The organism is Kitasatospora sp. NPDC086801, from assembly GCF_044745805.1.
Lineage (GTDB): Bacteria > Actinomycetota > Actinomycetes > Streptomycetales > Streptomycetaceae > Kitasatospora.
The window spans coordinates 47,871-59,075 of record NZ_JBIVAX010000013.1; the positions used below are offsets into that span (position 1 = coordinate 47,871).

The following is an 11,205-nucleotide window of genomic DNA, read 5'->3' on the forward strand; positions in this document are numbered from 1 at the left end:
CGCGGGGGGGGCCCCCCCGCCCCCCGGCGGGCCGGGGGGGGGGGGGGGGGGGGGGGGGGCGGGCGGGGGGCGGGCCCCGGGGGGGGGCCCCCCCCCCGGGGGGGGGGGGGGGGCGGCCCCCACGCCGGTGGTCAGCGGGTGACGCTCCAGACCAGGCTGCGGCTCAGCGCCGGGGTCAGGGCCGGGTCGATGACGGCCGAGGTGGGGTCGTTCGCGACGGCCTTGAGCTCGTGGGCCGCGGGCTTGGGGCCGGTGGGGCCGAGGTCGGAGACGGCGATCGTCTTGCGGTCGCGCAGGGCCGTCACCTCCTTGCCGTCGAGGTACCACCGCAGCTTGGTGCCGGAGACCGGGAGGTCGACGGTGAGGCGGTCGGTCGCGGTCAGCCGGGTGGTGGTGGGCGTGGCGCTGGAGAGGGTGGAGGCGTGCCGGTAGAAGCCGGCGATCATCGCCTCGCGGCCGGGGAGGTTGAACTCGCGGCCGAGCGAGCGCATCACCGAGTTGTCGGTCGGCCGGTTGAGGCCGGACGGGTAGTTGCTGGCGCCCTGGTAGGCACCGACCTTGCCGCCGTCGGGCGAGGTCTTGCCGAGCCAGCGGTACCACTTGGTCTTGTCCTGGCGCATCCGGTCGGCACTCAGGGTGGTGATGTTGGCCTGCCCGGGCTCCGCGCCCTGGTAGGGCCCGGCCCCATCGGCCCAGTACTCGTCCGCGAGCTTGCCCAGCGAGTGGCCGGTCTCGTGCACCGCTATCTGCCCGGACGCGCCGTTGCCGCCCGCCACGGTGGCGATGCCCTCGTAGCCGAGCGGGGACTGGGTGCTGCCGTAGCCGGCGCCGCCGTACTTGGCGGTGTTGGCGACGACGATCACGAGGTCGGCCTGCGGAGCCTTGGCGGCGTAGGCGTCGACGGCCTTGACGTCCACGCACAGCAGCCGCTCGATGTTGTTGCACCAGAAGTGCGAGCCGAGGGCGGTCTTGCGGACGGTGTCCTGCTTCGGGTCACCGGAGACGCCCGACTGGGCGGAGACGGCGTCCACGGCCCACACGTTGAACAGCTTGCGATAGGTGGCGTAGGGCTCGACGGCGCTGATGTCCTTCCACTTCGCGGCGGCGTCCTTGCGGAACTTCTCCTGCTCCTTGGCCGTGTAGCCGTCACCGATCATGACCACGTCCAGCTTGCTGTCCGTGCTCCCGTTGTTGACGATCTTCGTGACGGCACCGTCCCCGGCAGCGGCCCCGGCGGCGTCCACGCCCATGGACTGCTCGGCGACGAAGGGGGACTCCGCAGGGACCTTGGTCCGGCTGATGGCGCCGTCCTCGGCGAAGACCTCGACGTCCTGGTCACCCGGGAAGGCGTCGGGGAAAGCGTCCGGGGAGTCCGCGATGGCGACCGGCTCGGATGGGGCGGCGACCGCCGGGCCGACGCCGACGGCGAGGGCCGCCAGCGTCGTGACGCCGGCCAGGAGGAGCGAGGTGAACCTGCTGTTGCGCAAGGGAATTTCTCCGAACTCGACGGGCAGCGAGGGCCGGTGGCGAGCTTTCGGGCTGGGGACGTGTATGCAGTACCGCACCGTCCCGTGCCGCGACACCGCCACCCACCACCAACACGGCCACACGAGGCCGGAGCTGACGTGGTGACACCGCCCGCTCGTCACCTCACCGGTGGATACGGCCGGCTGCCCACGAACGGTTCACACCTGCCGCCACCGCCCCGACACCCTCCACCCACACACCACCAGCGCACATCAGACCGGCGTAGCCGGGTTCGCGGTGCAGTCGGCCGGATCCCCGCGCGCGGGGGGCCGGCGACCAGGAGCTCCTTCTCCACCCGGACGGCCTGGCCGGATCCCCGCGCGCGGGGGGCCGGCTTCGCCGCCCGGACCGCCCTGCGCTGCCGACAGGAGCGGCTTCCGTACGGCAGGGGACTATCCGCGCGCGGCACGGGACTTGAGCACACTCCCGGCCCGGGCTGTCGCGAGCACGACCGGCGACAGCCGAGTGGCCAGGTTCCTGGCCAGGATGCCGCCGCGGCCGGCCGGGACGAGCAGCGCGAAGGCCGGTCGTACGGACTGCCGGGCCTGGTCCACCAGCCCCCGGTGCGCGGCCTCGTAGCGGGCCAGGGCCGCGCCGTGGTCGGCGGGATCGGCGGCCAGGGCATCGGCCAGGCCGTAGGCGCCCGCCATGGCCAGGCTGGAGCCGCCGCCGAAGAGCGACACGCAGGACGCGGCGTCGCCGAGCAGCGTGACCCGGCCCCGCGACCACTGCGGCAGCCGGACCTGGCTCACCGCGTCGAAGTACAGTTCCTCGCTCTCACGCACCTGCGCCAGCACCTCGGGCGCGCGCCAGCCCATCCGGGCGAACGCGGCGGTCAGCAGTCGCCGATGCTGCTCGGTGTCGCGGTGGTCGAAGTCCGGCACGGCGGCGGACCGGACCATGAACGCGGCCAGCGGCCTGCCGCATCCGGGATGCACGCAGAGGGCACGGCCCGGCGCGTTGTGGATCGCCACTTCCCGCAGGTCGCCCGCCGCCCCGGCCAACGGCATGGTGGCCACGTACATCCCCAGGTGGCGGACGAACCCGGGCTCCGGGCCGAAGGCCAGCCGGCGGACGGCGGAGTGCAGGCCGTCGGCGCCGACCACCAGGGCGAAGCGGCGGGGGCGGCCGTACTCGAAGGTGACGTCGACACCCGCCTCGTCCTGGCTCAGGCTCGCGATCGAGTCGCCGAACACGAACTCGGCGTCGTCCCGGCTCGCTTCGTGGACGATCGCGGCGAGATCGCCGCGCGGCAGCTCGACCGTGTCGGCCCGGGCCGCGCCCGACAGGCCCCGCAGGTCGATCCTGCCCACCCGGCGGCCCGCGCCGTTGTAGAAGCCCACACCGGTCACCTGGGTGGCGGCCGCACGGAGGCGGTCCCTGATCCCCATCCGCTCGGCGACCTCCATCGCGCGACCGGCGACATCAACCGGGCTGCCGCTGGAGCGTACGGCCGCGGCCCGCTCGACCACGGTCGGCTGGAAGCCGTGGCGGGCCAGCCAGTGGGCGAGCGTCGGTCCGGCGATGCCGGCCCCGGAGATCAGCACGGTGCGATCGGCCGTCTTGGTCGAGGCGTTCATGGACGCTCCTTCTGTCATCGCCTGATCGCGTGTCATCGCCTGATCGCGGTCAGGCCGACTCGCGGCAGCCGTCGCCGGTCAGCGGTCGCGTCGGCGCTCCCGGACTGACCATCGGTCAGTAATTCGACGCTACGCCCTGACCGCCGGTCAGGCAAGGGGCAGCGACTAGGCTCCCCACATGACTGCCGAGAACCCCGACACCCGGGCACGGATCCTTGCGGTGGCCCTGGAGGAGTTCGCCGCGCACGGCTACCACGCCACCTCGGTACGCGGGATCGCCGAACGGGTGGACGTGACGAAGGCCGCAGTGCTGTACCACTTCCCCAGCAAGGCGGACATCCTCGGCGCGCTGATCGAACCGATGCTGGACGACCTGGACGCCGCGCTGGCACCCACCGACCCGCCGGATCCGGCCGCAGCCCGCTGGGCGGCGATCGAGGGGCTGCTCGACGTCTGGCTGCGCCACCGCGACCTGCTGCGGATGAGCCTGTACGACGCGGCGCCGGGCCTCTCGGGCCCGGGCTTCACGCGGTTCCGCGACGGGATGATGCGCGCGAACGTCCTGGTGGCGGGGCCCCGCCCGGACTTCGTCGCCCGGGTGCGCGCCGCCCAGACGATCGCCATGCTCTCCGACCCGGTGATCCTGCTCGCCGACGCCCCGCCCGAGGACCTGCGCGCCTGCGTCCTGGCCGGGGTGCACCGGCTGCTGGACGGCCCCGAACCCCCCGCCGCCGCCCCCGGGCGCGTCGGCGGTGAGCGGCGCGGCCGACCGAGCGCGATGAGCCCGGCGATGGTCGACACCGCCCGGCGCCTGCACGCGGCCGGCCGCACCGCCGAGCAGATCGCGGCGGCACTCGGAGTCTCCCGGGCGACGGTCTACCGCCACCTGCCGACGTAGCCGGAGACACCAGAACGGCCGCCAGGCAACGGCTAATAATGAGACTTCATTGAGACATCGGAGGTCATCTCAGCGGTGATGCCGGTCGAACAGGCGCAGGAAGTCTCCACCCCGCCGGTGCTCCGGGTCTCACGGCGCGTCACGCGCCGCTGGCCTCCTCGATGCCCGATCTCGCGGCGGTGTCCTGCTGTTGACGGGGCAGAGCGACCGGCCCGGTCCCGGGACGGGCGTCAGGAGCGCGGATGAGGCGCCGCACGAGCGGATTGACGGGCAGGGTCGCGGCGAAGGCGGTGACGAGGAGGACGGTGAACAGCCGGTCGCCGATGATGCCGAGGTCACGGCCCAGCGTCAGGATGAGGACCTCGCCGAGACCCTTGGCGTTGAGCAGGACCGCCACCGTCGTGGCCTCACCGCGCGGCACGCCGATCAGCCGGGCACCCAGTCTGGCGCCGGCGAACTTGCCGCCCCAGGTGACGACCAGGAACACCACCACCGCGACCAGGCTTCCGGAACCCAGCCCGCCGATGTCCACGGACAGCCCGGTGAGCGCGAAGAAGACCGGCACCAGCAGCGCCCCCGCGTGGCGCATCGGCGCCTCGACGTCGTGCCGCAGTTCCTCGGCGGCGTCGCGCGGCATGGCCAGCCCGAAGGCGAAGGCGCCGATCACGGCGTGCATGCCGAGCCACGAGGTGGTCCACGCGGACAGCAGGATCCCGCTGCCGAGGGTCAGCAGGACGAGCAGGGGATGTCCGTCGGCGCGGGTCGGCCGGCGCAGCAGGCGCCGCAGCAGCGGGCGGATCACGAAGGCCATCGCCGCCGCGTAGCAGGCGAGTTCGGCGAACGCGAGGAGGACGTGGTCCGAACCACCGCTGCGGGCCACGGAGGCGATGCAGGCGACGCCGCACCACGCGGTGATCTCGGTGAGCGCCCCGCAGGCCGTGGCCATGGCCCCGGTGCGGGTCGCCTGCAGCTGGTTCTCCCCCACGATGCGCGCCAGCACCGACAGCGCGCTGGCGGACAGCGCGATGCCCAGGAACACGGCCAGCAGCACGGGGGACGCGTCCGTACCGATGAGGCGGGGCCACCTGGCCGCGAGGACGGCGGCCAGGGCGACCGCGAGGGCGAAGGGCACGGCGACGGACGCCGCAGTGACCGCCACCACGGTGCGGACCCGCCCGTTCAGCCGCTTCAGGTCGAGTTCCCAGCCGACGGCGAACATGAAGAGCGCGATGCCCAGTTGGGCGATCACCGAGAGGTGCTCACGGACCTGGGGCGGGAAGAGGACGTGCGGGAGGTCGCCCGGCAGCAGCCCGAGGACGCTCGGCCCCAGGATCACCCCGACCGCGATCTCGCCGACCACCGCCGGTTGGCGCAGGCGGGTGCGCAGCGGCGACAGGACGAGCCCGATCAGCAGGATGGTCGCGATGTCGGCCAGCGCGGTCGAGGAGGAGCCTTCCATGGTCGTGCGCCTTCCTGGGAACGGGGACGTGCGCGGCCCGGTGACGCGGCCCCTGCATTATCGGGAAGGGCCCGTTCGTCGACGTAGCGTTCCCCGCGTGTCGCGGTCGCGCGGCTCCTCCCCCGCGCCCCGCCCCGGACCTTCACGCCCTTACCAGGCGGACCGGCGGACAGAGGCGCACGAAGGGCGCGCGGCGTGACGCTGTGCAAGCAAAAGATCGCGTTCCGATACCGGCGATCGGAATACGGGGGTACGGTGACGCCCGGATACACGTGTTGAGCACGTGGTGCACAGCAGGGGGCAGTGATGGCACGACGGAAGATCAAGCGGGGACCGACCGCGAGCTCCGCGATCCTCTTCGGCGAAGAGATCCGCTACGCACGCGAATTGGCGGGCTACACCCAGGAGGAACTGGGCAAGCTGCTGCACCTGGACCGGACGGTGATCTCCCGGACGGAGAGCGGACAGCGCAAGCCGTCGATCGACGAGGTCGAGGAGCTCGACCAACTGCTGAACACCGGCGGCCTGCTGAGGCGGCTGTACGACCGGGTGGACTGGACCGCGCAGATCGAGCACCCGGACTGGTTCCAGAGCCATGCCGACATGGAGGCCGAGGTAGTTGGGCTCCACGCGTTCCAGGCCAACTACATGCACGGGCTGCTGCAGTGCAGGGACTATGCGCGAGCGATGTTCGAGGCGGGCGGGACTGATGATCGCCCTGAAGTGATCGAGGAGCGGGTCGCGGCGAGGCTCGCGAGGCAGGAACGGTTCCTCGCTGAGGGCGGGCCGCAGTTGGTCGTTCTTCTGGACGAAAGCGCCATTCGATCGGTCGTCGGTGGACCGAAGGTGATGGTGCGACAGCTGGAGCACCTGCTGCGCATTGCTCAGCGCGAAAACATTGTCATCCAGATCGTGCCATTCACGGCTCGCGTGACGATCATCAAGACCTCAATGGTTCTTCTGGAAACGCCAGACGGGCAGCACTTGGCGTACTCGGAGAGCCTTGACCGGGGCAGCCCCAGCGACGATGCGGCCGTCGTTTCCGGGCATCGACGGCGCTATGATCGGCTGCGTGGCGACGCGCTCACGGTCGGCGATTCGCTCACGCTGATCGCCGAGGCGTTGGAAGGGTTCAGAGATGATGCGGAACGAGCTCGACGCGGTCAGCTGGCGCAAGAGCAGCTACAGCGGTCCGGACGGCGGCGACTGCATCGAGGTGGCCCCCGAGTTCCCCGGCCTCGTCCCCGTACGTGACTCCAAGGACCCCAGCGGCCCGACCCTCGCCTTCCCGGCCCCCGCATGGCAAGCCTTTGTCGCGGCCGTTCGCGAGGGCGAGTTCCCCGTATGAAGCTGCTCTGGCTCAAGAGCAGCTACAGCGGGGGCAACGGCGGCAACTGCATCGAGGTGGCCCCCGGATTCCCCGGCCGCGTCCCCGTACGTGACTCCAAAGACCCCGACGGCCCGACCCTCGCCTTCCCCGCCGCCGCATGGCAAGCCTTCGTCGCGGCCGTTCGCGAGGGCGAGTTCCCGGCTTAGTGCACCCGGCCGGGCCGGTCATTCGTGGGGGCGGGCCAGCAGGGCTGCCGAGTTCGGGTCGCCGACGAAGGTCGCGGCCACTCCCTTGACCACGGCCAGCGCGGCCGGCAGTGCCGCCACGGCCGCCGCCTTGAACGCGCCGATCGACGTCAGGTCGAATCCGTCCGCCAACAGCAGGCCGAGGAACGCCACGGCGTAGGTGGCGACGGTGCGTTCGGCCAGATCGATGATGAACTTCCGCATGGTCGGGACTCCTTCGCGGTGAAGGTGCAGAGGTACGCGGGGGGCGCTCGGAATTGCCGTCCCTGGTGTACACGTTCACGCTGTCGAGTTCCGACGACGGGCTCGGCGGCCAGTCCGGCGCCCCGCACACGCGTGGTGTGCGGGGCACCGGTTCCAGAGGCCACGCGGCCGTCACCCTTCGTGCAGGGCCCACTTGCTGCTGTCGACCTGCACCGTTCCGGGCAGCGCGATGAGTTCGGGTTTGAACAGCGGTGGCGCGCCCATCGCGGGCTCCCAGGTGGCCAGCTTCTCGTCCTGGGGGACCTCGATCCGCCGGTCCGCGGTGAGGTCGGCGACCACCTTCAGGAGCAGTCGCACGCCGAGCGGCGCCAGGTGGTCGCGCCACAGGCTCTGCGCGGTCGAGCCCGGGGGCACGAACAGGTGCTCCTGGGCGGCGAGCGGGCCCGCGTCGGTGCGCTCGGTGAGGTGGTAGACGCTTCCGCCCGTCACCTTGTCGCCGTCGCGGATCGTCCACCGGATGGCGTCCCGGCCGCGGTGCAGCGGCAGCAGGCTGGGGTGGTACCCGATGGTGGCGACGGCGGCCCGGGCGCGGGTCTGGCGGCCGAGGAAGGCGTGCGAGTGCGCGGCGACGATGATGTCCACCCCGTCCGGGATGTGCCGCGCGCGCAGTTCGGCCGAGTCCGTCCACGGGACGTCCTTGTGGTACGCCCAGGAGCGCAGGCGGTCCCAGCACATCGCGTCGCCCTCGTCGGACTTCCCCTTGCGCAGCCGGGGGGCGGCTGCACCGACGATCTTGTGCCCCTCGTCCGACAGGGCTTCCGCGACCGCGACCGCGAATCCCCCTTGTCCTGACATGTAGATGTTCATCCGGATCAGTCGACCTCTTTCAGTCCGCGGTGGTCGGGCTCGAACCGCACCGGCATCGTGGAGAACCCGGTCAGGAAGTTGGACCGGATCCGCAGCGCCTCCTCGGTCTGCTCGAACCCGGTGGTGAAGTCCCGCAGGGCCGTGAGCAGTTCGGCGATCTCCACCTTGGCCAGGTACGAGCCGACGCAGAAGTGCGGGCCGTAGCCGAAGGCCAGGTGCTTGTTGGGGGTGCGGCCGAGATCGAACGCCCCGGGCCGCGCGAAGACCCGTTCGTCCCGGTTGCCGGAGGCGTGCCAGAGCGTGACGATCTCGCCCGGCCCCAGCCGGACACCGTGCAGTTCGGTCTCCCGTACGGCGCTGCGCCCGAAGTGCATCGTCGGCGACGCCCAGCGCAGCACCTCGTCCACGGCGGTCTCGACCGCGACCTCGCCGTGCTTGAGCCGCCGCCACTGCTCGGGCCTGGCGGCGAGCGTGTGGACGCAGTCGATCATCGTCAGCCGGCTGGTCTCGTCGCCGCCGATGATCAGGCTGTAGCAGTTGAGCACGACGTCCTCGTCGGTCAGCGGCACACCGTCGATGGAGCTGCCGATCAGCATGCTGATCACGTCGTCGCCCGGGGACTCGCGCCGCTCCTCGACGACGTCCATGAAGTACATCAGGATCTCGTTGCGGGCCATCTCGGAGTCGACCTCGTCGACGTCCTCGTCCTCGGCCGACAGCGCGGTCTTGGTCAGGCCGAGCAGGTAGTCCCGGTCCTGCTCGGGCACGCCGAGCAGGTTCGAGATCGTGGTCATCGGGATCCGGCTGGCGATCTCCTCCGCGAACTCGCAGCCGCCGGACTCGACGGCCTCGCGGATCCACTGCCGGGTGTTGACCCGGACCGTCCGCGCGACCTCGTCGAGCACCCTCGGCGAGAGCACCCGCTGGAGGATCTTGCGCAGTTCGTGGTGCCGGGGCCCGTCGGTGACGGCCAGCATCCGGCCGGCCCCGGCGTCGCCGCCCTCCAGGAGCGTGACGAGCACGTTGCCGCGCTCGGACGTGAAGTTCGCGTTGTCCCGGTAGGTGGCCATGATGTCGTCGTGGCGGGAGAGCACCCAGAACCCCCGGCGGCCGTCGACGGGCGGGTTCCAGTGCATCGGGGCGGTGTCCCGCAGGGTGCGCCAGAACCCGTCGAGGTCGTGGTCCGCGAAGGTGGCCGGGTCGCCCAGGTCCACGGTGTCCGGTGCCGGCGTGCTCATGGTCACCAGTCCGTGCGCCAGAACCGGCGCGGCTGGAACGGGTAGGTGGGCAGCGGCACGCGGCGGCTGGCCTCCCCCAGGTGCAGGGCCTCGAAGTCCACCTGCTGGCCGGTCACCCAGGCGGCGGCCAGCTCGGACAGCGCCCGCGCGTCCTGGCCGGACGGCACGATCCCGTTGTCGTTGCGGGAGAAGCGGGAGAAGGAGCCCGGGTCGGTCTGCGGGGCGGCGGCGGTCGTGGTGGCCGGGCCGCGGGCGGCGTCGTCGGACAGCGCCGCGATCAGCTCCGCGCGGCTGCGGACCACGGCCGCCCACCGGCGGGCCATCACCTTGCGGCCGAGGTTGAGGCTGAAGCAGACGTCGTCCAGGCGCAGGTCGGGGTCGGCCTCCAGCCGGTCCTTGAGCCGCGCGCGCTGGCGGGCCAGCGCGTCGTCGTCCAGGGCGGACAGGGTGGCCAGCCGCGGCCGGCCCTCGTCCTCGGGGGCGCGTCCGGCGGCCGTCGGGGCCTCCTCCAGCAGCAGGTGCGCGTTGTAGCCGCCGCCACCGATCGAGGTGATGCCCGCGCGGCGGATGCCGGCCTCCGGCGCCCAGTGCGCCCCTTCGATCTGCGGCACGAAGGGGGTGCTGGGGAAGTCGAGGTCCTGGTTGACCTCGGTCAGGTTGATCGTCGCCGGGAGCGTCTTGTGGTGCAGCGCCAGCGCGGCCTTGATCGCGCCGAAGCCGCCCGAGACCACGCCGCCGTGGCCGACGTTGCCCTTGACCCCGCCGATCGAGGTGGTCGCGGTCTGCTTCCCGAACGCCATGGTCGCCGCGTGCACTTCGAGCTCGTCGGTCATCGGCAGGCCGAGGCCGTTGGCCTCGTACATGGACACCGTGTCCGGGGTGACGCCGCCGACCTCCATGGCGTTGGCGATGCAGGCGCTCAGCCGCTCGGGCTGGGCCAGGCCGTACGCCATCGCGCTGACGCCGTTGTTGTTGACGGCCGAGCCCTTGACCACGGCGTAGATGTGGTCGCGGTCGGCGACGGCGTGGCCCAGCGGCTTCAGCAGCACGGTGACGACCCCGCTGGACAGCGCGGTGCCGGTGCCGTTGGCGTCGAACGGGCGGCAGTGGCCGTCCTTCGACAGGATGCGGTTCTCCTCCCACAGGTGGCCGCGCGGGTGCGGCAGGCGGACCATCGCGCCGCCGGCGATCGCCAGGTCGGTCTGGCCGAGCAGCAGCGACTGACAGGCCAGGTGGACCGCGTAGTGGAAGCCCGCGCAGACGGCGGCGACGGTGACGGCCTCACCGATGAGCCCCATGTAGTACAGCGCGTTGGAGGTCATGGTGTCCGGCGACCACGCCAGGCTGGCCTCGATCGCCTCGGGGCCGACCGACACCCGGTCCGGCGGGGAGCTGTAGAGCGCGGCGGTCTGCGGGTTGTTGGCGCCGTACATGCCGATCTCGGCCCTGAGCCGGTCCGGGTCGTAGCCGCCGTCCTCCAGCGTCTCCCAGGCGCTCTCCAGGAACAGCCGGTTCTCCGGGGTCATCGCGGCCGCCATCCGGTCGCTGATGCCGAACACCGACGGGTCGAACTTGTCGTACGTGTCGAGCACGCCGCAGGCCCGCACGTAGAACGGGCTGTGGATCAGGGTCTCGTCGACGTGGATGTCGTCCTTGGCCAGGAACGACACGGACTCCCGGCCGTGGACGAGGTTGTCCCAGAACTGCTCCTTGGTGCGGGCTCCGGGCGCCCGCAGGGACATGCCGATGACGGCCACGTCGCCCGGGTCGTAGTCCTGCTCGGGGTTGTCGGTCATGGGGAGGCTCCTGCTTCGTTTCGAGTGAGGGTGACTCAGCGGCCGCTGTACGCAGACGTCG

The 11,205-nt window shown here is 72.0% G+C and carries 11 protein-coding genes; 4 read left to right on the plus strand and 7 right to left on the minus strand.

Features of this window, described 5'->3' with window-relative positions:
* Window positions 1-131: 131 nt before the first annotated feature.
* A complete protein-coding gene (locus ACIPLC_RS16965) occupies window positions 132-1,487 on the minus strand; it encodes a M64 family metallopeptidase (protein ID WP_400473762.1) in 1,356 nt (451 codons plus the stop codon).
* Window positions 1,488-1,919: 432 nt separating this feature from the next.
* Window positions 1,920-3,107 carry an FAD-dependent monooxygenase gene (locus tag ACIPLC_RS16970; RefSeq protein ID WP_400473763.1) on the minus strand — a complete coding sequence of 396 codons (1,188 nt, stop codon included), beginning with the start codon at window positions 3,105-3,107 and terminating at the stop codon, window positions 1,920-1,922.
* Window positions 3,108-3,285: 178 nt separating this feature from the next.
* On the opposite strand from ACIPLC_RS16970, the gene ACIPLC_RS16975 reads away from it, so the two are divergent.
* Window positions 3,286-4,005 (plus strand): TetR family transcriptional regulator, encoded by a 720-nt coding sequence (locus ACIPLC_RS16975; protein ID WP_400473764.1) that lies wholly within the window; start codon window positions 3,286-3,288, stop codon window positions 4,003-4,005.
* Between the two features lie 139 nt (window positions 4,006-4,144).
* On the opposite strand, the gene ACIPLC_RS16980 is transcribed toward ACIPLC_RS16975, so the two are convergent.
* The gene (locus ACIPLC_RS16980; protein ID WP_400473765.1) at window positions 4,145-5,464 is read right to left on the minus strand and encodes a cation:proton antiporter; all 1,320 of its coding nucleotides are present in this window, start codon (window positions 5,462-5,464) and stop codon (window positions 4,145-4,147) included.
* Window positions 5,465-5,770: 306 nt separating this feature from the next.
* On the opposite strand from ACIPLC_RS16980, the gene ACIPLC_RS16985 reads away from it, so the two are divergent.
* From ACIPLC_RS16985 to ACIPLC_RS16995, 3 genes are read left to right on the plus strand one after another with little or no spacing between them, the layout of a single operon-like run.
* Window positions 5,771-6,718 carry a Scr1 family TA system antitoxin-like transcriptional regulator gene (locus ACIPLC_RS16985; RefSeq protein ID WP_400473766.1) on the plus strand — a complete coding sequence of 316 codons (948 nt, stop codon included), beginning with the start codon at window positions 5,771-5,773 and terminating at the stop codon, window positions 6,716-6,718.
* Window positions 6,681-6,812 (plus strand): DUF397 domain-containing protein, encoded by a 132-nt coding sequence (locus ACIPLC_RS16990; protein WP_400473767.1) that lies wholly within the window; start codon window positions 6,681-6,683, stop codon window positions 6,810-6,812. The genes ACIPLC_RS16985 and ACIPLC_RS16990 overlap by 38 nt, the downstream gene beginning before the upstream one ends.
* On the plus strand, window positions 6,809-7,000 hold the full coding sequence (locus ACIPLC_RS16995; protein ID WP_400473768.1) for a DUF397 domain-containing protein: 192 nt from the start codon (window positions 6,809-6,811) through the stop codon (window positions 6,998-7,000). Before ACIPLC_RS16990 ends, ACIPLC_RS16995 begins: the two co-directional genes overlap by 4 nt.
* Before the next feature lie 18 nt (window positions 7,001-7,018).
* On the opposite strand, the gene ACIPLC_RS17000 is transcribed toward ACIPLC_RS16995, so the two are convergent.
* The 4 genes from ACIPLC_RS17000 to ACIPLC_RS17015 all read right to left on the minus strand — a co-directional run bounded on the left by ACIPLC_RS17000 (window position 7,019) and on the right by ACIPLC_RS17015 (window position 11,144).
* Window positions 7,019-7,243 carry a holin gene (locus tag ACIPLC_RS17000; RefSeq protein ID WP_063346317.1) on the minus strand — a complete coding sequence of 75 codons (225 nt, stop codon included), beginning with the start codon at window positions 7,241-7,243 and terminating at the stop codon, window positions 7,019-7,021.
* 171 nt (window positions 7,244-7,414) lie between these two features.
* Complete coding sequence (locus ACIPLC_RS17005; RefSeq protein ID WP_400473769.1) at window positions 7,415-8,110, minus strand: formyltransferase family protein; 696 nt, start codon at window positions 8,108-8,110, stop codon at window positions 7,415-7,417.
* A gap of 5 nt (window positions 8,111-8,115) precedes the next feature.
* Entirely contained in the window at window positions 8,116-9,354 is a 1,239-nt protein-coding gene (locus tag ACIPLC_RS17010; protein ID WP_400473770.1) for a cytochrome P450, read from the minus strand.
* Window positions 9,351-11,144, minus strand: coding sequence for a beta-ketoacyl synthase N-terminal-like domain-containing protein (locus ACIPLC_RS17015; RefSeq protein ID WP_400473771.1), 1,794 nt, complete (start codon window positions 11,142-11,144; stop codon window positions 9,351-9,353). The genes ACIPLC_RS17010 and ACIPLC_RS17015 overlap by 4 nt, the downstream gene beginning before the upstream one ends.
* Window positions 11,145-11,205 lie beyond the last annotated feature (61 nt).